We start from the raw sequence: 22,861 nt of genomic DNA, 5'->3' as shown, positions 1-22,861 counted from the left end.
ACCACGCTTGCTGTATGGCAAAAAATCTGATCCGATTCGACTGGGCCATGAAACGCCTGCTGCGCCAGAAATCGAATTTTGGCATTTTAGAGGGTTTCCTCTCGGAGTTGCTGCGCGAAGACATAAAAATTGAGCAGATTCTGGAAAGCGAAAGCAATCAGGATATGGCCCGTCTGAAATTCAACCGCGTTGATATGCTGGCGATCAATTCGAAAGGCCAGCTTATTATCATTGAGCTACAGGCAGACAGCGAAAAGGACTACTTTTTCCGGATGCTGTTTGCAACATCAAAAGCAGTGGTTGAACACTTTAATCTGGGTGAGGAGTACCATCAGATTAAGAAAGTGTATTCGATCAACATTATTTACTTTAATCTCGGGCAGGGCGATGATTATGTGTATCACGGAAAAACCGAGTTTAAAGGATTACATACCGGCGATACCCTTGGTTTATCTACACGGCAACAAAAAAGTTTTTCGATTCAGAATGTCTATGACATTTATCCAGAATACTATATCCTGAAAGTCAATTACTTCAACGATCTGGCCAAAGACACGCTGGATGAGTGGATCTATTATCTCAAAAATAATAAGGTGAAACCCGGTTCCCGTGCGAAAGGCCTCTCACTGGTTCAGGCAAAGCTTGAGTTTGACAGCCTGAGCCGTCAGGATCGTATTGACTATATTAAGGCAATCGAAAATCAGGTTATTGAGCGCGATGTCTGGAAGACGAACATCGAGGACGCCGAAGAAAAGGGTCTGGCACGTGGTCTGGAAAAAGGGCTGCAACAGGGGCTACAACAGGGAATTGAAAAAGGAATTGAGCAAGGGATCGAACAAGGTCTACAACAAGGGATTGAAAAGGGTATTGAAAAGGGTATTGAGCAAGGACTACAACAGGGAATTGAAAAAGGCAAGGCACTAGCCATTCGCCAGAGCATCGTCCGGGCGTTACAGCGCGGTAAACTAACACCCGCTGAGATCGCCGAAGATTTTAATGTCACGGAGGAGCTGGTTCTGCAAATTCGACAGGAAGACGGTCTTTAACGAAAGAAGCCCGGCATCAGGTGCCGGGCTTCTTCATATATCAGCCTTTGTAAAAAAGCCATTTCGACATTTCTTTGAACGTTGGTTTTTTGCCGTACATCAGGATACCAACACGGTAAATGCGGGATGCCAGCCAGATCGTTCCGATAAAACCCAGTACCAGCAATCCCATCGACAGTGCCAGTTCCCAGGTTGGTACACCTAACGGTATCCGGACCATCATGACAATCGGAGAAGTAAACGGTATCATAGACGCCCAGAAGGCAAGGCTGCCGTCCGGATCACGCAGCACAAACTGGGCAACGCCAAACGCAAAAATAATCGGTAACATAATCGGAAAGACAAACTGCTGCGTATCCGCTTCATTATCTACCGCTGCTCCGATCGCACCGAATAAGGCGCTATACAGCAGATAGCCCCCCAGATAATAGAACAGGAAACAACCGATAATCAACGGCAGATTCAGCGTGCTGACCGCCTTCATGATTTTCGCCGCCGGCCCTTCTGCCTTAACCACGGTCGTCTTTTTGCCACCGTCCGCAGATTGCGTTACCTGTGCCTGAACAGTACCGGCCATTTCAGCCCGCTTCTGCATAATGCCCGGCGCAACCGTAAACAGCCCGACGGTTAACAGGATCCAGAGCAGAAACTGAGTCAGACCAACCATCGCAACGCCCAGAATTTTACCCAGCATCAGCTGAAAGGGTTTTATCGACGAAATAATTACCTCAACAATCCGGCTTGTTTTTTCTTCGGTAATACTGCGCATCACCTGCGTCCCATAGATCATCATGGTAATGTACAGGACAAAGGCACAAATGCCCCCCACTGCCGTGGCGGCTCCGGTACTGCTTTCTTTCTCGCCTTCTTCGTTCAGGCTGATCGTATCTGAGTCGACACTTACTTTAGCCTCTTCCAGCACTTTGCGCGTGATGCCTGCCTGCGTCAGTTTTATATTCTCAATTTCACGCTCAACGGCTTTTTCGATCTCATTCTTGATTTCATAGCTTACTCCCTTTTCGGCATATAGCTGAATGCCTTCGGGATGGGCCATAATATCAGCCGGAATGTAGGCGAGTACATCGTAATCGCTCTTCAGGAAGTTCTTTTTGGCGTCGGCGAAAGCAACTTCAGGGTAGGAAAACTTGTATGTATCCGTCGACTGAATTTTGCCTTTAAACATACCGCTGGCATCAATCACCTCGATTTTTTTCTCATCAACCGAACTGACCGCCAGATAAATCATCATTGCGTAAAAACCAAAGGAAAGCAATGGCGCCAGAATCGTCATGATGATAAATGACTTTTTCCGGACCCGGACCAGGTATTCACGTTTAAGGACTAAGAAAATTGTATTCATGTCGTAGCAGGATTAAGTGGTTGGAACTTCGCCGACGGCTTTAATGAAAATCTCATTCATACTCGGGATATTCTCGCCGAACGACCGGATCGTTACCTTATCGAGTAACACGCGGATCAGGTCATTTACGCTGGCCCCGACCGGAATCCGGATATTTGTCCGGGTATACCCGTCTTCCGTTAACTTACTGTCCAGCAAGACAAACTGCTCCGGCAGCTGATCAATGGCACCCTGATAGTCGACATGGTAGGTATGGGTCTTAAACTGCTCTTTAATGGCCAGCTTCGGTCCGTCCAGTACTTTCTTTGAGCGGTTAATCAGCGCAATGTGGTCACACAATTCCTCAACCGACTCCATGCGGTGGGTCGAGAAGATGATAGTACTACCCTTTTGTTTGAGCTCCAGAATCTCGTCCTTAATCAGGTTGGCATTGATCGGGTCGAATCCGCTGAAAGGCTCATCCAGAATAATCAGGTCAGGCTCATGCAGAACGGTCGCCACAAACTGAATCTTCTGCTGCATCCCTTTTGAGAGGTCCTCTACGTTCTTGTTCCACCAGGTTTTGATGTCGAACTTGATAAACCACGTTTTCAGCTTATCCATCGCCTGTTTTTCACTCAACCCCTTGAGTTGAGCCAGGTACAGCAGTTGTTCCCCGACCTTCATCTTTTTGTAGAGGCCGCGCTCTTCGGGCAGGTAACCAATCCGGCGGATATGATCCGGCTTGAGGCGTTCTCCGAGGAACAAAACGTCGCCTTCGTCAGGGCCGGTAATCTGGTTGATGATCCGGATCAGTGAAGTTTTTCCGGCACCGTTCGGGCCCAGCAGCCCAAAAATACATCCACGGGGTACGTTCAGGCTGACATCGTCGAGTGCCCGGTGCTGGGCGTACTGCTTAACGATGTGATGCGTCTCCAAAATGTTCATGCAGAACCGTAACGTTTAGGTTTCAAAATGTGCGCCATGTTACCATGTGCATTATACGGCAAGCTACATAATGCCCGTTACAAACCGCAACCTTTTCGGGATAAAGCGACGCGGGCTTCCACAAATGGCAAAAAAATAGCCACAACCTGCACGGCTGCGGCTACCGGTATGACGATTGCCGGGTTAGTTATAATAATCCCGGACCTGAAAAAGCAGCATCAGGAATAAAAGGCCCAGTATAATTCCGACTAAACTGATTGAAAAAACACTGCTCAGAATACTCAGTAACTGGGCATAGTAGCTGAACACCCACCCCTGCCGTTTACGGTTGAATAACCCGGGCAGCGCCATGACCGCCAGTACGGTGCCGGCCAGGCTGATGATCATCGCGATCGTATAGGTGAACCCTACACCGGCAACGGCGGCTACCGGTAAAAATGCCGCTCCGATGCCCAAAAAGACCAGCAGTCCCGGAATCGCGAGCAGCAAAAGTATCAGCGAAACAACCGGCCAGTATTTAACGAATCCTTCGCGGAAATTGACCGGGAACTGAAAAGGAGCTTTCGTAGTAAAGTAGGGAGCCAGTTCTGACTCAAAAATTGCGGCTTGTGCCATGAGAGTAAGGGGTAGGGTTTAATAAAGTTCTGATTTAAAGACTTTAACATACCGATTACCCCTCACATTCGCAACTTCACGACGCTACTTTTTATACAGCGACATCTTCCTGAACCGCTTCCGGATGCCATTCGCCTTCCCATTTGGAAATAATGGCAGTGGCGACGGCATTACCGGCCACACTGGTTGCCGAACGGCCCATATCCAGCACCTGGTCAATACCCAGCAACAAGGCCAGACCTTCGATCGGGAGGTTAAACATAGCCATCGTACCGGCAATGATTACCAGTGAAGCCCGTGGTACACCGGCAATGCCTTTAGAGGTAATCATCAGTGTGAGCATCATCGTAATCTGCTGCTGTGCATCCAGCGGTACGCCATACGCCTGTGCAATAAAGGCTGTCGCAAACGTCATGTACAGCATCGAGCCGTCCAGGTTGAACGAATACCCCAATGGCAGTACAAATGAGATAATCCGCTCTGAGCAGCCGAATTTCCTGAGCGCCTCAATCGTCTGCGGAAACGAGGCCTCCGAACTTGCCGTACTGAACGACAGGATAACGGCATTTTTTATGTGCCCGAGCAATTTGAGATACGGTATGCCATTGACGGCGCAAATCGCCCACAGTACGACAAACAAAAAGAAGATCAGACCACCGAAAAAGCAAAGTATCAGGTAGGCATAGCCCAGCAGAATACTAAGCCCTTGTTGGGCGACCACAGCTGCAATCGCGCCCAAGACCCCGAACGGCGCAAAGCCCATCACATAGCCGGTTACCTTGAACATAACGTGCGAAATGGCATCAAGTGCTTTCACGACAATCTTGCCCTGGTCGCCGATGGCACCGACCGCAATGCCGAAGAAAATACTGAAGACGACAATCTGCAGGATTTCATTAGTAGCCAGCGACTCGATAAAGCTCGTCGGGAAAATGTGGGTAATAAAGTTTTCAAACGTCAGTTTTTTCGCCTCGATGCCGGTATCCGTTCCTTTGGCTGGCAGTGGCAATTGCATTACCTCACCCGGCTTCATGACATTAACGACCAACAAACCAACGATCAGCGACAGGATGGTGGCGAAGTAAAAATAGCCCAGTGTTTTCAGACCGATCCGGCCAACGGCTTTAAAATCACCTAATTTGGCAATCCCGACCACCAGCGTCGAAAAGACCAGCGGGCCGATAATCATTTTAATCAGCCGCAGGAATACCTTAGACAGAATGTTCAGGTCGGTTCCGGAAAAACCGGAATCCGTTGCCGGGAAAAAGTATCCGATCAGAATACCCAACACCATCCCCAGAAAAATACGTGTAGTAATGTTTGGTCGTTTCATTTAGTTGTTTGAAAGAGCAGTATCCACAAAAATACAGGAAAAAGGGAATTTTGACAGCCCGATACGGTCTTTCTGAAAACAGGAAAGCCCTCACGAGTTCATCATGAGGGCTTTCCTGTTACCGTCACCGGTTAATTCCCTTTCAGAATACGGATACTTTTCTGTTTGGAATCCGTAAGGGCTTTCAGGATATACATTCCCGATGGCTGGCTACTCATCGGAAGCTGATACCGGAATAGTGCGGGGGCATCCTGCTGCGTAAACGTATGTATTGGCCGGCCCTGCATATCCGACAGGAACAGATTCAGCGTTTTACCCTCAGCGCCGCTTACCACAATCTCAGCATCGTTGATCACCGGATTACCGACAACACTGACTGTTAATTCTCCCTCACTGAGTTCAGGCGTTGCTTTGCGGCCTGCTAATGCGCTTGTAATGAAAAATTTTATCACCCGTACTCCCGTCGCTGTCCGGATCGTAGCAATATAACTCCCTGCTTCAAGTGCCGGAATACCGCTTAATGAGCCAGGGACTGTCAGCGTGGTATTCTGTTGCTGATAGACGAATCCGGCAGCAGGATTTCCGGCTGCCGTAATGGTATAAGAAAACTCGCCGCCTCTACCACAAACTGACCCGACGAAGGCAATATTCGCAGGTAGCTTTGGAGCTATGTAAACAAATGTTTCCGGAACATCTGCCATAAGTATAGCACCAGACGCCGGGTATGTACTGGTGTTCACTAATGAAAAACTAGATTGAGATCCGATAGATACCTGCCGTATAATTTGATTTGAACAGCCGGCCGCATTACTGCAACTGATAGCAATGGTATTAATGCCTGCTACTGATGTATTGACGATAAAGCTGTTGCCCGTTACGGCATTATTCCAGACAACTGCTCCCGTAGAGCAGCTTGCCGTTAACGTCAGGGGCTCCCCGATACACACCACATTATTGGATGAAGCTGAAATAACCGGTGGAGCAGCAACCGTTACACTATAGATAGATGACGTAGCACAATTAACAGCATTTGTACAAATGGCCATGTAAATAAGCACGCCCGCCCGTGATGCAGTGCCAACAAATACGCCATCTTTTGAGGCGCCGTTCCAAAGGGCGGTGCCGGTTTCACAAACTGCTGTCAATGAGATAACACCCCCAAAGCAGGCTGTCTGGCTTCCCGTAATTGCCGGCGCTGCCGGTGGCGCAACTACGGTTAACGTTGTTGATGCCGTATTATTCACTGAACACAGGCTGCTAAGACATGTGGCCGAGACAACAGTGGTCTGTGATGGTCGTATAACAATCTCAGATCCGGTGGCACCTGTACTCCATAACAATTTTGTTCTTTCACAGCCTGTCGCTGCCAGCGATACGTTCTGGTTTGCGCAGACAGCCGTGGCCGATGCCTTTATTGTGAGCTTTGGCAATACGGTTATGGTCGTTGCAGCTTTTGCCTTACAGCCTCCGTCATTCGTTACGTCAACGGCATAAGTACCCGTTTTTGACGCAACAATTGTTTCGGATGTTGCTCCGGTGTTCCATTTGTAGCCGGTAATATTAGCTGAACCTAAAGCCGTCAGTATAGCCGTTTGTCCTTCGCAAAGAGTCAGCGACTGAGGAGTTATAGTGACCGAAACAGGACTTTCTACAACAACACTGGCTGTGGCTGACGTTGAACAGCCCCGACTATCTGTCACGGCCACCTGATAGCTGCCTGATGCTGTAACACTAATAGCAGCCGTCGTTGCGCCGGTATTCCAGCGGTAGCCGGTACCGGTCTCTGACCGTGCGGTCAGGTTTATTTTTTCGCCGGTACAAACAGTCAGATTACCCGGTGTTAAGGTAACACTTGGTTTTGGTCCGATGGTCCGTCTGGCAGTCGCCACACAACCCGTCCCAACGGTACAGGTTGCCGAATACGTCATGCTGCTATTAACTGTACTCAAATTCAAAACCGTACTTGTTTCTCCGGTCGACCATTTTAATTCTCCATTTGCACAGCCGATGGCCGACAGTGAAACCGGCCCCTGCCCGCATGGTTCGGAGGCGGCAATACTCAGAGACAGCGGCGGCAAAACCGTGATATAGGACACAGCGGTTACTCTCGGAGACGTCGCTGCGTTGCCGCGGCAGCTCGTTCTGAACTGATACAACCCTGCGTTCGTTGTCGATTTCCAGGTTAGTACGCCAACGCCAACGGCGGAATTCACATATTGAAATCCATCCGTAGTGGCCGGTGGAGCGGGTATAATGAAGCCTGAACTTCCCCGGAGTACCGTAATTGATGAGGGTTTATTGAATTCAACCGGACAGTTTATCGTAATCGAAACGGGTCGACCGACACAGACAGTAGCGTTCGCCGGCGTGTTTACCGGCACGCTTTGACTCATCGCTCGTGTGGTAAGCAGAAGCGTACAAAGGGTTACTAAATATAGCAATAAAGTATACGGTTTTATCATAATATTCTACTAATTAGGTGTTTACAGAATAAATATAAGACCGTTCCTGTGTTTAACAAATGTTTTTCTACACGTTACTCACTTTTTCATTAGCACCCAAAACATAGTTTTATTAACTATGACGTAACGGTCTTACTTAAAAACATGTTTATATATAGGTTTTCGATATAAAAACTGAAGCCAAATAAATGGTAACATTAAATAATCCATCAACCGGTTGGGTGTTCGAAATGTAATATCATCGATGATAAGGGTTCCGCTACCGGATTTTACCAGCCGGTGACGGTGATGCCAGTAGCGAAGGAAAAACGGTAGTTTTGTTCCTTCATCGATAAAGTAAATCTCATCGGGAGATGTCTGCTGATCGACAATCAGGCTGTCCCAGCGTTGTTTAAACAGCAAAAAGTTCAGCTCCAGCTGAACCTGATCGCCGGTTTGGCAACCGTCGAAACGAAGGACCTGAACGGGCGGAAAGGGAGGACTCAGCTTATCAAATAATCTCCGGTCGAAACCGGCCCAGACCTCGTTTACCGGCCGGGCAACCTGTGTGCGCAGAATAAGTTTCACAATAGTAAAAATTGAGGTTCAGAGAGCGGAAAACGCTCTCTGAACCTCAACCCGGAAACACTAGCCAAGGTTTGTGGCTTTGCCACGATAAAAAACATAAAACAGCAGCGGGAAAATAAATAAGGTCAGCAAGGTGGCCGTAATCAGTCCGCCGATAACGACGATAGCCAATGGCTTCGACGTTTCGGAACCGATGCCGGTCGAAATCGCAGCCGGTATCAGACCAATGGCGGCCATCATCGCAGTCATCACTACCGGCCGCACCCGCGAAATAACTCCTTGCTTAATGGATGCATCGAGTGTCATGCGGTTATGCAGGTTCTTCTTAAAGACCGAAATCAGAATTACCCCGTTCTGAATACAAATCCCAAAGAGAGCGATGAAGCCGATACCTGCCGAGATACTGAAGTTAACATGTGTTACCAACAGGGCGGCAATACCACCGATAATCGCAAACGGTACATTCAGCAACACCAGTCCGGCATCTTTGACATTCCCGAACAACACGAACAGAATAAAGAAAATACCCAGTAAGCTGATCGGTACGACCTGCTCCAGCCGCAGGGTTGCCCGCTGCTGGTTTTCAAAATCACCGGCCCATTTGATACTGTATCCCTGCGGCAGTTTCACATGTTCGGTAACTTTTTGCTGTGCTTCCGCAACGGCGCTGCCCATGTCCCGGCCGCGCACCGAGAACTTAACGGCCCCGTAGCGCTGATTGCCTTCGCGGTAGATGAGAATCGGACCGGTCTGCGTGTATACTTTGGCGATCTCCTTAATCGGAATCATTCCCTTATCTGTAGGTACCATCAGCTGACCGATCTGCTCTTCGTTGGACCGGAAGCCTTTGTCATACCGGATCCGGAGGTCAAACTTCCGCTCACCTTCATAAATCTGCGTGGCCGCTTTACCGCCGATAGCCATTTCGATTACCGCTTCTGCATCCGCCTTATCAACACCATATACGGCCAGTTTCTGTTCATCCAGCTCAATCCGTAGCTCCGGCTGGCCGATGTTCCGGATAACACCAAGGTCTTCAATGCCTTTTACGGTAGCCAGCTGCTTGTTGATTTCGTTTGATTTTTCTTCGAGTGTGTAGAGATCCGGACCATATACTTTAACGGCAATTGATCCCTTAACCCCCGAAACAGCCTCTGCAACGTTATCCATGATCGGCTGTGAAAAGCCAAAATTAACCCCGGGAAATACTTTCAGCTTTTCCTGCATCTGATCAATCAGCTGCTCCTTGGTCAGGTGGCTTTTCCACTCATCTTTCGGATACACATCAACCAGAAACTCAATGTTATAGAATCCGGTCGGGTCAGTACCATCGTTCGGGCGGCCGGTTTGCGACATCACACCCTTTACCTCCGGAAACTGCTCAAAAATCTTCCGCATCTGCGTCGTCAGTTTAACCGATTCAGGCAGTGAGATACTCATCGGCATACTGGCACGCACGTAGATTGATCCCTCATCCAGCTCCGGTAAAAACTCAGTACCTAACAGCGAGAAACCCGACATCCCGACGACAACCAGTGCCAGTGAAAACAGCAGGCTGATTTTTTTATGGGTGTAGGTAAAGCCGAAAATACTGGTCGATTTTTTCACCAGAAACTCCGTAAACGGATTATGCTTTTCGCGCACATTCTTTTTCAGCAGAATGCTCGACAGTACCGGCACCAGCGTCAGCGTAAAGAACAAGGCACCCAACAAGGCAAATCCCAGTGTCCAGGCCAGCGGGCTGAACATTTTACCTTCTACTTTCTGGAATGAGAAAATCGGCACTAAACAGGTGATAATGATCAGTTTCGAGAAGAAAATAGCCTTTCCCATCTCGGTACCGGTCTTGCGCAGCACGCCCAGTTTAGCCAGTTTATTAAACCGTTCCATACCGTTCCGGTGCGCCATCTCATCGAGTGTCACAAATATCCCTTCAACCATCACCACCGCACCGTCGACGATAATCCCGAAGTCAATGGCGCCCATCGACAGCAGGTTGGCCGACATCCCGCGCAGGCGCAGACAGATAAATGCAAAGAGCAATGCCAGCGGAATAACAATCGACACGGTAACGGTGGTCCGCCAGTCGGCCATAAACAGGAACACAATGACCGTTACGAAAATAATCCCTTCGATCAGGTTGTGCGTTACCGTATGGGTGGCAAAGTGAATCAGCGTTTCGCGGTTGTAGAACGTATCGATTTTAACGTCTGACGGCAGAATGTGGTCGTTCAGGTCGTTGATTTTGTCTTTTACCCGTTCAATGACTGCGCTTGGGTTCTCCCCTTTCCGCATCACCACAATACATTCCACTACATCGTTCTGCTTATCACGACCGGCCTGACCGAGCCGGGGTAGTGCCGATTCGGCCACCTGCGCCACATTCCGCACCATGATCGGTGTCCCGTTTATATTTTTGATGATGATATTCTCAATATCCTTGCTGTTTTTCAGCAAACCAATCCCCCGCACCACATAGGCTTCCGAGTTTTTCTCAATGACATCCCCCCCTACGTTTACGTTTGAGTTGGCAACGGCCTGATACAGTTGCAGCGGCGTAATGTTGTAATCCAGCAGCCGGCGCGGATCAACCGAGATTTCATAGGTTTTCACTTCACCACCGAAGCTGACGACATCGGCCACGCCCGGTACACTTTTCAGCTGCCGGTCAATGACCCAGTCCTGTAGTGTTTTCAGCTCACGGGCAGTGCGGGTCGGGCTTTTGAGGGTATAGCGGAAAATCTCGCCGGTTGGTCCATACGGAGGCTGCACATCGGGCTTAATACCTTCCGGCAGGTCAACGCTCCCCAGCAGGTTATTGACCTGCTGCCGGGCAAAGGCATCATCCACACCATCCTCAAACATTACTTTCACCACCGACAGCCCGAACAGCGTTGTTGAGCGGATATCGGTCTTTTTCTGTACCGGATTCAGGCCGATTTCAATCGGGATCGTTACGAATTTTTCAATTTCTTCGGCACTCCGGCCCGGCCACTGCGTAATGATTGTGATCTGGGTATTGGTCACGTCCGGAAAGGCCTCAATGGGTGTGTTCTGGTAACTGATAAAGCCGGCGATCACGATCAGCACGGTCAGAAAGAACACAAAGAATTTGTTCTTCAGCGAGAACGACAGAATATTTTTTATGAACTTGTTCATGGGAAGATTTTCAGTTAGTGATTGTGTGATTCAGCGATTTAGTGAGCGTTTGGCAGCACATAGGCTGTCGGGTGAACGAGTTTTTGCCGCTTTGGGAGGCCGTCACTCATTCACACAATTACTCAATCACTAAATACCTAATTCCCTAGTGCGTTATAAATCAGGAGCTGATTTTGGGTAACGATGCGGTCGTTGGGTTGCAGGCCGCTGGCAAGGTAGGCACGGTCGCCGATGGTTTTGAAGACGTTTACCTCCCGGACAACCGGCTCGCCTTTCGGTGTAACGACCACCACAAAATTCCGGCTCTTATCAAACACAATCGCTTTGGCAGGAATGGCTACCCGCTTATCCTGACCGGCATACAGCACATTCACGTTCGTGAACATCTCTGGTTTCAGCGCGTAATCCGATGGGCCCATGTACCGGTTATCCAGCGTGACGCGCACTTTCATCGTCTTGCTTTCAGGGTCTAACACGTTGAAAATCTTATCAATTTTTCCCTTGTATACTTTATCGGGATATGACAGGGTGGTGATATCGGCCTCGTAGCCGACCCGCACATTGGCAAGGTCAGATTCATAAACGTTCGCCATTATCCACACCTGATCAAGGTTTGAGATGGTAAACAGGTTTTCGGGGTCGTCAGAACGGAGCTCCATGCCCTGGGCGGCGTTTTTCTCGACCACAAAGCCACTCACCGGTGCTTTTACAATATAAACGGAACCCGTGCCGCCCAGAATCTGACGGCGCTGCGCCACGCGGTTTACTTCACCTTTAGCGGCCTGCAGCTGCTCACGGGCGGCTACCAGATCGCGCTGCGACGACAAACCGGCCTGCGACATATCCTCAGTCACCTGCATGTTTTTCAGCGCAACGGCCAGCTGGCTTTTAGCGGTAACGGCCTGTTGTTCAAGGTCTGCCATGTCGCCGGAGCGGATCACCGACAGCACCTGACCGGCTTTTACATAATCGCCCAGATCGGCCTTAACCTCTTCGATGTGGCCACCAACCAGCGGGAATACCTTCACCACCTTATCCTGATTGAAGGTTACCTTACCAGTCAGGTTCAATTCATTATTTACGGTTTCAAGCCGGGCTGTGTCGATTTTAGCCGTTGCCAGCAGGCTGGCGTCATTTTTCGTTTCGGCTACATTTTTTTCGTCTTCTTTTGCCGACGAAGAACAGCCTGACAGGCCGGACACAAGGGCGAAAGAAATGGCGAACAAGGTTGCGAATGTGTGTTTATTCGTTTTCATGACGGTTGATAAGATGAGGTCTATTTGTTGAATACGGTTGTACCTACGGCAAAATTGATGTCTTCCAGACTCTGAAGCCGGTCGTTCTGAAGCTGATTAAACTGGAGCTGACTGTTTTTGTACGAGTCGAAAAAATCAAGGAATTCGACCACGTCGATGTTCTGCTTCCGGTAGTTGGTGGTAACCCCCTGAATAAGCCTGTCAAAATCATTGACAAACCGCTGATCGAATGTCCGGTAGAGCTGTTCGGTCTGCTGCGCCTTGGTATAGGCCCGCTGCACATCATTTTCTACCTGCATCTGATAGGCGTTGGCGAGTTGCTGACTGCTCTGAATCCGGATCGAAGCGGCCTTGATATTGCCCTGATTCTTGTTGAAAAACGGCAGGTTAATGCCTACGCCAACCCCGAAATAGTTCTGAATGTATCCGGCGTTGCGGTCATACGTACCCTGAAGCGTAAGATCCGGTACAGCCAGTGCTTTCTGCAGAACTAGATTCTGCTGCTCCTGTTTGGCCTGATCGCGGGTGCCTTTCAGGTCGTACCGGTTCTCGTCGGCCAGCCGCAGCAGCTCACTTACGTTTTGTTGACCCACGCCAGCCTGACTTGCTTCGTTATTTGTCAGCAATGGCTTAATCGGGATTGTAGGGCTGACATTCAGGAGTAAAGCTAAATCAGCCTGGTCGTCGGTCAGTTTCTTTAATAATTGCTGGCGTTCAGTGATCAGATTAAACAGATACGCCTTTAGTCGTGTCAGGTCTTTCAGCGGCACGTTGCCTTTATCGTATTGCTGCTGATACAGGTCGACGGTCTGTTGCAGCGTTGCAATTTCTTCGCGGTAAACGTCAAGTGCCTGATTCGTATAGTACAGGCTGTAAAACGTACTCCGCAGCTGATAGCTCAGGGTACGCAGCAGGTCAAAAAAGCGGTCATTGGCCAGCTCGGTACTGGTTCTGGCAATAGCCAGCTGTTTGTTGCGTTTACCGGCAAGCAACAGCAGCTGCTGGTACTGAATCACTTGCTCTGAATTACTCTGCTTAACCGGCATCACTTCCCGTGACTGCTGGTTGTATGGCATTTGTTCAATATAAATCGATGGATTGTTCCAGAGTTTTGCCTGGTATTCATAGGCCTGATTCTCAGAAACCCCCAGCTTAGTTGCCATCAGTGTAAGGTTATTCTGCCGGAAAAGCTGCCCGGCATCGGCCAGTGTGAGCCGCAGCGTATCACCTGCTGCCGGAATGTCTGCTGCCTGAAGGCCATGGACGGTCAGTACGCCCGCAACCAAAAGAATGAGCCGTTTCATAAGTCGATAATAATGCCCTGGTAGTCAGGGACTTTTGAGTGAATAGAAACTAAATTACAGAATGAACAGGCACTAAATAGCCTGGCTATGTGCTACATAGCTGATTAGCGATGATGCTAACGGATACTACATACGCTGCTTTTCAGGAATCCGGAGCGAATGAAAGAGAAGATAATACGGACGTGATTGATACGATTTATATGTGTTGAATGGCAGTCGGAAAGAACGTCCCAGCAAAAGCAGCCAGGCGACGGCAAACAGCGTAACCAGAACCGCAGCCGGGGCCAGATCAAACGACGTATCAGCAGAAGCCTGCCGGTACTCCTGTTCATCTTCAGCACGGCCGATCCAGTTCGTATGATCAACAGATTGTTTGCCCCGTTCAGCCGTCAGGTGTTTACCAGCGGAGCCATAGGCCATCGCCCCGCTGCCGTATCCAGGGAGAGTTCCCCGAATGGCGGTCATCGCGAGCAGAAAAGCGATTATTCCTATTTTTTTGATGGCTGACATGTTCGTGTTCTTAACTGCTACAAAGTAAAAGCATCAGGCACCCGGCAACGTTAAGAACAGATAAATCTTTCATTAAAAGGTAATTAAAAGGGTTTTACATAAAGGCTGCCAGCCGTGATACCTCTATCCGAGGATGTCTGTTTGTCAAAGTATTTCCTGGTTTTTTACTATACAACGATATACAGGCTCTTAATTATCAATCATTTATCCGCATCGGACTGATCTACACGTACAGGCTCACAGGCCTGTGTAATGCATAAACCGACCTGAACATGTACTTTTGCAGGATGACACGTTACGCCCACTCCTACCGGCTACTGGTAGCGCTTGATTGCATTATTTTCGGTTTCGATGGCGAGGAAATTAAAGTGCTCCTCATTAAACGGAACTTCGCGCCGGAAGCCGGGAAGTGGTCGCTGGTTGGCGGCTTCCTGAACGAAGAAGAAGATCTGGAAGTAGCGGCATCACGCCTGCTGTTCGACCTGACCGGCCTGCATGATATTTACGTTGAGCAGGTTGAAGCCTTTGGCCGGGTGAACCGTGACCCGGTCGAACGTACGGTGTCAATTGTCTTTTTTGCGCTCATCAACATTGCTGACCATGATCCCGAAGCGGTGAAAGCGCACAATGCTCACTGGATTAGCCTCAACCAAAAGCCATCCCTTATTTTTGACCACGACGATATGGTCCGGAAGGCGCTTGAACAACTACGCTATAAGGCAACCCTGCACCCGCTCGGGTTTGAGCTCCTGCCGGAGAAATTCACGCTGCCGCAGCTGCAAAAGCTGTACGAAGCCATTTATGATGCCCCGCTCGACCGCCGGAATTTCAGCCGCAAACTCCTCTCGACCGGCCTGCTGATCGATACCGGCGAGAAAAACACGAACTCGGCCACTAAAAAGGCAACCCTGTACCGGCTCAACAAGGAAAAATATCAGGACCAGTTCCATGCTTTCTGGAACCTAATGCCGGTGGCGATTCTGTAATGATTAATGTTAAATGGCTAATGAATAATGCCGGACCAGCGCCCATTACACATTAATCATTGTCCATTATACATTAAAATGATCCGCCTCACCCATTGCTCAAGCTTCGTCAGCCGTTTCCAGCGGAGGATATAGTACGGTACCGGATGTGCACCGAACGCCTGATAAAAGCGGGCAATTGCCGGTACGTCGGGGCTTTCAAAATCAAAAATAACCGGCCGCCCCGCTTCCCTGAGCAGGGTGTCGATCAGCCAGGCCCGCGCATGACCGGCACGACCGGCCGGTGTGGCCGCATTAAAGAGGTAAATCATCCGGCCAAACGCCTCCACAATCAACGCTCCCACCTGCGCCTCCCCCGACGTGTCAACCACATACGCAAGTGTTGCCATGCGGCGGCTGATTAAATCCCTGATTAACTGCGTCAGTACGTCATACGCCCAATCCCCGACACCACCGGCTATTTGCTGCGCATGGTATTCTTTAAACCAGGCTATCATCAGCGCCGGATCGGTTGCCGGCCGCCGTTGCCAGCCATGTTGCTCAGCACGGCGTAAGTGCCTTCGCCGGTCGGCCGGATAACGGATTGGATACGATTGCCCGCCTGAAGGCAATGGCAACAAATGAGTATGCGCCGTACGTACCTCGCTTGTTTCCGGTAACCCTTCAGGTAAGCGGGCAAGATGCAGGACAGAGCCATACCGGAAACGCCGGTACAGATACGAAAAAAAAGGCTGGATATCGACCGCAGGGTCTGTACTGTACACGTCAAGAAACTGACAGAAAAGCGGCTGGTGTACCACCCATTGCCCGTATTTCCGCCGGAGCGGCACCGGCATCACCGCCTCGTACTGCCCGTCAGCTGTCGTCCTGACCAGGCCGGCCCACCGCCAGCCCTCAGCCGACGTTACGGCATCAAGGTACCAGCTGAGCCCGTATACCAGCCGGTTCGGCGACCGGGCCACACAGGCGTCCCAGGCCGATGTATCAATCGACGGACGGTTAAGAAATTGAATCGGGGAATTGGTCATCGTTAACAACAGGTTCAGGTTCCTGACGGAGACCAGACCTGTTTGTAACGGATGCGGTTATTTAAAGTAGGATTTGAGCTTTTCGACGGTTTCCCGGGTTTCCGGTTTCTCCGTAATCAGATCGTTGATCGTCTGAATGGCATGGATAACCGTACTGTGGTCGCGGCCGCCGAAATGATAGCCGATGGATTTAAGGGCCAGTTCTGTTTTCTCCTTGGCCAGGTACATCGCAATCTGACGCGGATAGACCAGTTCGCGTTTCCGGCTTTTCGATTTCAGATCGGCAACGGTAATACCGAAGTGATCGGCCACAATCTCCTGCACGGCATCAATAGTCACCTCCTTATCAGAATCAATGACAATATTGCGCAATGTCTGCTTGGCAAGCTCGAGGTCAATCTCGCGGCGGTTGAGCGAGGCCTGCGCCATCAGCGACACAATAACGCCTTCCAGCTCCCGTACGTTGGTGTTGATACTGTGGGCCAGGTATTCAATGACGTTATTGTCAATGTAAACCCCCTCAGCCATTAGTTTTTTCTGAATGATGGCAATCCGGGTCTCGAGATCCGGCGTCTGTAAATCGGCCGTTAACCCCCATTTGAACCGTGACAGCAACCGGTCTTCCAGTCCGGCGAGATCGCGCGGCGGTCGGTCGGAGGTCATGATAATCTGCTTGCCGGACTGATGCAGGTGATTAAAGATATGGAAGAAAATTTCCTGCGTTTTTTCTTTTTTCTGCAGAAACTGCACGTCGTCAATGACCAGCACATCCACCTGCATGTAGAACTGGTTAAAGTCCCGCAGCGTATCGGTTTTGATGGCGTTCAGAAACTGGTTGGTAAATTTCTCAGACGTCACATACAGGACAAATTTATCCTGACTCGTATTTTTGATGGTATTGCCGATGGCCTGTACCAGGTGCGTTTTGCCCAGTCCTACCCCGCCATAGATCATCAGCGGGTTAAATGCTGTAACGCCCGGACGGGTTGCCACCGCATAACCGGCATTCCGTGCCAGCCGGTTACAGTCCCCTTCCACGTAATTATCAAATGTATAACTCGGGTTCAGATACGAATCCAGCGACAGGGAGTCGAGGTCTTTCAGCTGAAAGGGACTCTTCAGAATATCCGGGTTAACGTTGTCAGGCTTAGCGGTTTGGGGTGATTTTGTGGTCGGAACATTGACCGTCAGCGGCCGGTTCTTTTCGTTACCGTTATCAACAATGATGGAATATTCCAGCTGTCCGTCACGGCCGATGCTGAAATCGAGTGCTTTGCGGAGAATGTGTACGAAGTTCTCCTCCAGCCATTCGTAGAAGAACTGACTGGGGACCTGAATTGTCAACACAGTACCGGATAGCCGGAGAGGGACTATCGGTTCAAACCACGTCTTGAAGCTTTGCTCGGGTACGTTCTCCCGGATGACTTGCAGACATCGGTTCCATACCGTCGTTACTTCTCGCTGCATACCAGGTTGAACAGCTACATTCACAGTTAATCAGATATTGTTAGAATAGTAGTTTTACTGAGCAAGGCGTTTCCATCACTAAGTTACAAAAACATCCCTGTTCAACCATCAAAAATTACTATTCCGGGTTATTACTTGCCGGTGGCTCTTTAAAAATGGGAGACAAAAGTAGAAAAAAAAGTCACTTAGTTGTCTGTCCGGAGCGCTCCCGAACAATAAAAATACGCGCATTCCGGCGGCTTAACAAATTAATCAGATAAGAGCCTGGAATTGTACAATACCAATAGCTATAGTTATTTAGCAAAATCTATTTTCAGCATGCTGGCAGAAAATTTACCTTTACCGGAAATTTAGCGTACTGACACGCCTATGACGTCCTTATTTGCCGACACATTTGCGCCTGCCACCAAAGAAGACTGGCTTCAGCAGGTCCGGAAAGATTTAAAAGATCCAACTATTTACGAAGCCTTACGGTGGCAGACGCCGGAAGGTTTTGTACTTGATCCGTACTATACAACCGGTGATGTCAGTCCGCAGCTGCTATCGGCTAATCAGGCAGCACAAAAAGGGCAACCCGGCTGGCTGAATACCCCTGAGGTAGCAGGCAGCAGTGACATTGCGGCGGCAAACCGGCAGGCGCGGGAAGCACTGGACAAAGGTGCCGACGCCATTGTGTTCGATCTGACCACGCAGACCGGCTTTCCGGCAGGTTTGCTGAGCCGGCTGCTGCAAGGCATTAAACTAAGTGACACCCCCGTTTATTTCCGGTCACTAACGCCGGATTTACTACCGGACCTGCGCCGGATTGCGCCTTACCAGCTCAAAGGCGGCCTGCTGATTGATCCGGTAACGGTTTACCTCCAGACCGGTAATGTACCGGCGGCAACGACGGCCGGTGCACTGGCCGAAGCAATACGCCTGACCGCCGACTCACCGCAGTTCCGGTCCGTCTGTGCCGGCAGCACGGTTTTTCACAATGCCGGCGCCACTGCCACTCAGGAACTTGCATTTCTGTTATCCTCGCTGGCCGACACCTATGATCTGCTCACAGAAGCCGGCTTGCCGGTTGAACAGGCATTGTACAAAACCATGCTGTCGGTTTCGGTCGGTACCAGTTATTTTCCGGAGATTGCCAAACTACGGGCTTTGCGGGTATTATGGTATCGCTTCGCGGGTGCTTACGGAGTCAGTGTTCCGCAGCCGTTCATACACGCGCAGACCTCAACATTTTACGACGCGGCGGTTACGCCTTATACTAACCTGCTCAGGGCCACAACCGAAGCCATGGCAGCCGTGGTTGGCGGGGCTGACCTGCTGACCGTTCACCCGTACGACACCGTATCCGGAACGCCCGATGCCTTTTCGGAACGGATTGCCCGCAACGTGTCTGTGTTGCTCAAAGAAGAGGCCCATCTCGACAAAGTGGCCGATCCGGCGGCAGGTGCCTGGTACATCGAACAGGCCACAGACCTGCTGGTTCAGTCTGCCTGGGCGCTGTTTGTGACGACCGAACAGCAAGGTGGTTTGTTGGCCGGTATAGCCAACGGCAGTATTCAGGCGCAATTGCAGGCCGCTTATGATGCCCGTATCGCCGCTATGCACAACGGCAGTATTATGGTTGGCGTAAACAAATTCCGGTTTGATGAAGCTAATCAGCCCGCGCCTCACCAGCCTGCTTATCCGAACGCCCTGATTCCTGACCGCCGGTTAGCGGCAGCTTTCGAACAATAGTGTGACCCGCAAACGATACAACGCATGAGACCTGATTTTTCAACCATATCGGCGGCGCATACACAACCGGAAGCCGCTTCCCAACCGGCACCCAAACCCTTTACCACCGCCGAGGGCATAAAACTGAAGCCCCGCTTTACGGCCGCCGACATCGCCGGTGCGGAACACCTGCACTATGCGGCCGGTATTCCGCCGTTTCTGCGCGGCCCTTACAGCTCTATGTACGTCCGGCAACCGTGGACCGTCCGGCAATACGCCGGTTTTTCGACCGCAGGAGCGTCCAATGCCTTTTACCGCCGGAACCTCGCCGCCGGGCAGAAAGGCCTTTCCGTAGCCTTTGACCTGGCCACTCACCGTGGCTACGACTCCGACCACCCGCGCGTTGTCGGAGACGTAGGCAAAGCCGGTGTAGCCATTGATTCGGTTGAGGACATGAAAATCCTGTTCGACCAGATTCCGCTCGACCAGATGTCGGTATCCATGACGATGAACGGGGCGGTGATTCCGGTCATGGCGTTTTACATCGTAGCGGCCGAAGAACAGGGCGTTTCGCCGGAAAAACTGTCGGGAACGATTCAGAACGATATTCTGAAAGAGTTCATGGTGCGCAACACCTACATCTACCCGCCCGCCCCGTCGATGCGGATTATCGGTGATATTTTTGCGTTTACCAGCCGCTACATGCCGAAATTCAACTCCATCAGCATCAGCGGCTATCACATGCACGAGGCCGGTGCACCTGCCCACATCGAGCTGGCCTATACCCTCGCCGACGGCCTTGAGTACATCCGCACGGGCATTCAGGCGGGCATGGCCATCGACGATTTCGCCCCACGGCTTTCGTTTTTCTGGGGTATCGGAATGAATCACTTTATGGAAATTGCCAAAATGCGGGCAGGCCGCCTGTTGTGGGCCAAAATCGTGAAGCAGTTCGATCCGAAAAACCCGAAATCGCTGGCGCTGCGGACCCACAGCCAGACATCGGGCTACAGCCTGACTGAGCAGGATCCGTTCAACAACGTAACGCGGACCGCTATCGAAGCCATGGCCGCCGCCCTTGGCCACACGCAGTCGCTGCACACCAACTCCCTCGACGAAGCCATTGCCCTGCCGACCGACTTTTCGGCCCGTATCGCCCGGAATACCCAGTTGTACCTCCAGCAGGAAACCGACATTACCCGCGCCGTTGACCCGTGGGGCGGTTCGTATTACGTTGAAGCGCTGACGCAGGAACTTGCAGAAAAAGCGTGGGCGTTAATTGAGGAGGTAGAAACGCTCGGCGGTATGACCAAAGCCATTGAAACCGGTCTGCCCAAACTGCGTATCGAAGAAGCCGCTGCCCGCAAGCAAGCCCGCATCGACTCCGGCAAAGACGTGATTGTCGGCGTAAACCGCTATAAACCGGACTCAGAGAAAGAAATCGAGCTGCTTGAGGTAGACAACCAGGCGGTTCGGGAGGAGCAGATTCAGCGACTGACCAGCATCCGGGCAGGCCGCGATCCGGAAAAAGTAGCTAAGGCCCTGACTGCCATTACCGAAGCGGCCTTCGCCGGTCTGGACAATGCTGGTTCGGATTTGCAATCCGAACCTAACCTGACTGCGGATTTGCAATCCGCATCCGCTCAAACCAACTTACTGGCCCTGGCTATCGAAGCCGCGCGGCAACGGGCCACGCTGGGCGAAATTTCTGACGCTATGGAAAAAGCATTCGGCCGGCACAAGGCCACGATCCGCGCCGTTTCGGGCATTTATTCGGCCGAGGTCTCCGACGACGAAAACTTCCGCATTGCCCGTCAGATGACCGACCGGTTTGCCGAACAGGAAGGCCGCCGCCCACGGATTCTGATTGCCAAAATGGGCCAGGACGGTCACGATCGGGGTGCCAAAGTAATTGCGACCAGCTTCGCCGATCTGGGTTTTGACGTTGATATGGGCCCGCTTTTCCAGACGCCGGAAGAAGTAGCCCGGCAGGCGGCCGAGAACGATGTGCATCTCGTCGGCGTTTCGAGTCTGGCAGCCGGGCATAAAACGCTCGTACCGCAGTTGATCGACGAACTCCGGAAAATAGGCCGCGATGATATCATGGTCATTGCCGGCGGCGTAATTCCGGCTCAGGATTATGCATTTCTGTACGATGCCGGTGTTAAAGGCGTTTTCGGGCCGGGTACGGTTATTTCCATTGCGGCCCAGAAAATCCTACAGGAACTCATGCAGACAGACTTGTAAATCAGGCCCTGAATAACGTTATGCTTCGTGTACCGTCATCCATCAATCCGGAAACCTTCCAGTCGCTGCAAATTCAGGACATGACCTTTGTGGCGTACCGGAGCGACGTGTATCCGGAACGGAATGAAGTATTTTTTGAGGAACACGCAGTCATTTTTGTACTGGAGGGTGAAAAGAAATTCGTGTCGCCGACGCAGGACCTGCACGTTACGAAAGGGCATATTCTGTTTTTTCAGCGCGGCTGCTATTCCATGAATGAGTCGCTGGATGCTAATTACAAAAGCCTCGTGTTTTTCTTTCCGGAGAAGCTGCTTAAGGAGTTTGTCAGCCAGCACCTCGATATTTTCCACAACGTTAAACCGGTGGCCGATGCAGCAGCAGCGTCGGCCGAACCGATTCTGGAATTAGCGGCCTCCCCGACGTTTTCGACGTTTATTCAGTCGCTGCTGCCTTATTTCGGAGCGCAATCGCTGTACCTGAACGATTTGTTACGGCTGAAATTTCAGGAACTGCTGCTGCACCTACTTCAGCTCGACACCTCAGGCAAACTCCGGTCGTTGCTGATGAGCATCTATCAGGGACAGAAAACCGATCTGGATTACCTGATGAATACGTACCTGCTCAAACCACTCTCCATGAATGAACTCGCGCGTTTGTCGGGGCGTAGCCTGTCGGCCTTCAAGCGTGATTTTGAGGCGCATTTTCATACCTCACCCGGCCACTGGATACGGAGCAAGCGGCTGGAACATGCCCATTTCCTGCTCCGGAACACCGAAAAAAACGTCTCGGAAGTCAGCATGGAGATTGGGTACGAAAGCGTTTCGCACTTTATCAAAGCCTACAAGCTGCAATACGGCACTACCCCGGGCGGAAAAGCATAAAAA

The 22,861-nt window shown here is 50.8% G+C and carries 17 protein-coding genes; 5 read left to right on the top strand and 12 right to left on the bottom strand.

The genetic code is table 11. The annotated features are described in order from the left end of the window. Positions 1 to 14: 14 nt before the first annotated feature. Positions 15 to 1,046, top strand: a complete 1,032-nt coding sequence (locus AC23NW_RS27605) for an Rpn family recombination-promoting nuclease/putative transposase (RefSeq protein ID WP_487453590.1) — start codon at positions 15 to 17, stop codon at positions 1,044 to 1,046. A gap of 40 nt (positions 1,047 to 1,086) precedes the next feature. On the opposite strand, the gene AC23NW_RS27600 is transcribed toward AC23NW_RS27605, so the two are convergent. From AC23NW_RS27600 to AC23NW_RS27555, 10 genes are all read right to left on the bottom strand, one after another. Continuing rightward, positions 1,087 to 2,406 (bottom strand): ABC transporter permease, encoded by a 1,320-nt coding sequence (locus AC23NW_RS27600; protein ID WP_487453589.1) that lies wholly within the window; start codon positions 2,404 to 2,406, stop codon positions 1,087 to 1,089. Positions 2,407 to 2,418: 12 nt separating this feature from the next. After that, positions 2,419 to 3,333, bottom strand: a complete 915-nt coding sequence (locus tag AC23NW_RS27595; protein ID WP_487453587.1) for an ABC transporter ATP-binding protein — start codon at positions 3,331 to 3,333, stop codon at positions 2,419 to 2,421. 183 nt (positions 3,334 to 3,516) lie between these two features. Continuing rightward, the gene (locus tag AC23NW_RS27590) at positions 3,517 to 3,948 is read right to left on the bottom strand and encodes a chromate transporter (protein ID WP_293834464.1); all 432 of its coding nucleotides are present in this window, start codon (positions 3,946 to 3,948) and stop codon (positions 3,517 to 3,519) included. Positions 3,949 to 4,039: 91 nt separating this feature from the next. Then, positions 4,040 to 5,281 carry a dicarboxylate/amino acid:cation symporter gene (locus AC23NW_RS27585; protein ID WP_487453585.1) on the bottom strand — a complete coding sequence of 414 codons (1,242 nt, stop codon included), beginning with the start codon at positions 5,279 to 5,281 and terminating at the stop codon, positions 4,040 to 4,042. Between the two features lie 131 nt (positions 5,282 to 5,412). Next, complete coding sequence (locus AC23NW_RS27580; RefSeq protein ID WP_487453584.1) at positions 5,413 to 7,674, bottom strand: T9SS type A sorting domain-containing protein; 2,262 nt, start codon at positions 7,672 to 7,674, stop codon at positions 5,413 to 5,415. A gap of 201 nt (positions 7,675 to 7,875) precedes the next feature. Beyond that, positions 7,876 to 8,310 (bottom strand): SRPBCC family protein, encoded by a 435-nt coding sequence (locus AC23NW_RS27575; RefSeq protein WP_487453582.1) that lies wholly within the window; start codon positions 8,308 to 8,310, stop codon positions 7,876 to 7,878. A 60-nt stretch (positions 8,311 to 8,370) separates the two neighbouring features. Next, positions 8,371 to 11,469 (bottom strand): efflux RND transporter permease subunit, encoded by a 3,099-nt coding sequence (locus AC23NW_RS27570; RefSeq protein ID WP_487453580.1) that lies wholly within the window; start codon positions 11,467 to 11,469, stop codon positions 8,371 to 8,373. A gap of 137 nt (positions 11,470 to 11,606) precedes the next feature. Beyond that, entirely contained in the window at positions 11,607 to 12,725 is a 1,119-nt protein-coding gene (locus AC23NW_RS27565; protein WP_293834474.1) for an efflux RND transporter periplasmic adaptor subunit, read from the bottom strand. 20 nt (positions 12,726 to 12,745) lie between these two features. Continuing rightward, positions 12,746 to 14,029, bottom strand: coding sequence for a TolC family protein (locus AC23NW_RS27560; protein WP_487453578.1), 1,284 nt, complete (start codon positions 14,027 to 14,029; stop codon positions 12,746 to 12,748). 126 nt (positions 14,030 to 14,155) lie between these two features. Further along, on the bottom strand, positions 14,156 to 14,539 hold the full coding sequence (locus tag AC23NW_RS27555; RefSeq protein ID WP_487453577.1) for a hypothetical protein: 384 nt from the start codon (positions 14,537 to 14,539) through the stop codon (positions 14,156 to 14,158). Between the two features lie 287 nt (positions 14,540 to 14,826). Between AC23NW_RS27555 and AC23NW_RS27550 the strand changes: the two genes are divergently transcribed. Further along, positions 14,827 to 15,525: an NUDIX hydrolase gene (locus tag AC23NW_RS27550; protein ID WP_487453575.1), complete on the top strand. Its 699-nt coding sequence runs from the start codon at positions 14,827 to 14,829 to the stop codon at positions 15,523 to 15,525. Positions 15,526 to 15,581: 56 nt separating this feature from the next. Here AC23NW_RS27550 and AC23NW_RS27545 read toward each other — a convergent pair whose 3' ends face one another. Together AC23NW_RS27545 and dnaA are read right to left on the bottom strand one after the other, a co-directional pair. Beyond that, a complete protein-coding gene (locus AC23NW_RS27545) occupies positions 15,582 to 16,553 on the bottom strand; it encodes a GNAT family N-acetyltransferase (RefSeq protein WP_487453573.1) in 972 nt (323 codons plus the stop codon). 57 nt (positions 16,554 to 16,610) lie between these two features. Continuing rightward, complete coding sequence (gene dnaA / locus AC23NW_RS27540; protein ID WP_293834483.1) at positions 16,611 to 18,020, bottom strand: chromosomal replication initiator protein DnaA; 1,410 nt, start codon at positions 18,018 to 18,020, stop codon at positions 16,611 to 16,613. A gap of 369 nt (positions 18,021 to 18,389) precedes the next feature. Between dnaA and AC23NW_RS27535 the strand changes: the two genes are divergently transcribed. Genes AC23NW_RS27535 through AC23NW_RS27525 form a run of 3 tightly spaced genes read left to right on the top strand, consistent with a single transcriptional unit; the run spans position 18,390 to position 22,858 of the window. Beyond that, the gene (locus AC23NW_RS27535; protein WP_487453572.1) at positions 18,390 to 19,751 is read left to right on the top strand and encodes a methylmalonyl-CoA mutase family protein; all 1,362 of its coding nucleotides are present in this window, start codon (positions 18,390 to 18,392) and stop codon (positions 19,749 to 19,751) included. 24 nt (positions 19,752 to 19,775) lie between these two features. Next, positions 19,776 to 21,977, top strand: coding sequence for a methylmalonyl-CoA mutase (gene scpA / locus AC23NW_RS27530; RefSeq protein WP_487453570.1), 2,202 nt, complete (start codon positions 19,776 to 19,778; stop codon positions 21,975 to 21,977). 20 nt (positions 21,978 to 21,997) lie between these two features. After that, positions 21,998 to 22,858 (top strand): helix-turn-helix transcriptional regulator, encoded by an 861-nt coding sequence (locus AC23NW_RS27525; protein ID WP_293834489.1) that lies wholly within the window; start codon positions 21,998 to 22,000, stop codon positions 22,856 to 22,858. Positions 22,859 to 22,861 lie beyond the last annotated feature (3 nt).

This window comes from Arsenicibacter sp. R0_47 (genome assembly GCF_057652235.1).
Note: the sequence above shows the minus strand (reverse complement) of the source record. Positions and strands in the feature narration are given on the sequence as shown.

Excerpts from the sequence above, each read along its gene's own strand:
- AC23NW_RS27605 (WP_487453590.1), top strand. The coding sequence starts at position 15 with ATGGCAAAAAATCTGATCCGATTCGACTGGGCCATGAAACGCCTGCTG.
- AC23NW_RS27600 (WP_487453589.1), bottom strand. The coding sequence starts at position 2,406 with ATGAATACAATTTTCTTAGTCCTTAAACGTGAATACCTGGTCCGGGTC.
- AC23NW_RS27595 (WP_487453587.1), bottom strand. The coding sequence starts at position 3,333 with ATGAACATTTTGGAGACGCATCACATCGTTAAGCAGTACGCCCAGCAC.
- AC23NW_RS27590 (WP_293834464.1), bottom strand. The coding sequence starts at position 3,948 with ATGGCACAAGCCGCAATTTTTGAGTCAGAACTGGCTCCCTACTTTACT.
- AC23NW_RS27585 (WP_487453585.1), bottom strand. The coding sequence starts at position 5,281 with ATGAAACGACCAAACATTACTACACGTATTTTTCTGGGGATGGTGTTG.
- AC23NW_RS27580 (WP_487453584.1), bottom strand. The coding sequence starts at position 7,674 with ATGAGTCAAAGCGTGCCGGTAAACACGCCGGCGAACGCTACTGTCTGT.
- AC23NW_RS27570 (WP_487453580.1), bottom strand. The coding sequence starts at position 11,469 with ATGAACAAGTTCATAAAAAATATTCTGTCGTTCTCGCTGAAGAACAAA.
- AC23NW_RS27565 (WP_293834474.1), bottom strand. The coding sequence starts at position 12,725 with ATGAAAACGAATAAACACACATTCGCAACCTTGTTCGCCATTTCTTTC.
- AC23NW_RS27560 (WP_487453578.1), bottom strand. The coding sequence starts at position 14,029 with ATGAAACGGCTCATTCTTTTGGTTGCGGGCGTACTGACCGTCCATGGC.
- AC23NW_RS27555 (WP_487453577.1), bottom strand. The coding sequence starts at position 14,539 with ATGTCAGCCATCAAAAAAATAGGAATAATCGCTTTTCTGCTCGCGATG.
- AC23NW_RS27550 (WP_487453575.1), top strand. The coding sequence starts at position 14,827 with ATGACACGTTACGCCCACTCCTACCGGCTACTGGTAGCGCTTGATTGC.
- AC23NW_RS27545 (WP_487453573.1), bottom strand. The coding sequence starts at position 16,553 with ATGACCAATTCCCCGATTCAATTTCTTAACCGTCCGTCGATTGATACA.
- dnaA (WP_293834483.1), bottom strand. The coding sequence starts at position 18,020 with ATGCAGCGAGAAGTAACGACGGTATGGAACCGATGTCTGCAAGTCATC.
- AC23NW_RS27535 (WP_487453572.1), top strand. The coding sequence starts at position 18,390 with ATGACGTCCTTATTTGCCGACACATTTGCGCCTGCCACCAAAGAAGAC.
- scpA (WP_487453570.1), top strand. The coding sequence starts at position 19,776 with ATGAGACCTGATTTTTCAACCATATCGGCGGCGCATACACAACCGGAA.
- AC23NW_RS27525 (WP_293834489.1), top strand. The coding sequence starts at position 21,998 with ATGCTTCGTGTACCGTCATCCATCAATCCGGAAACCTTCCAGTCGCTG.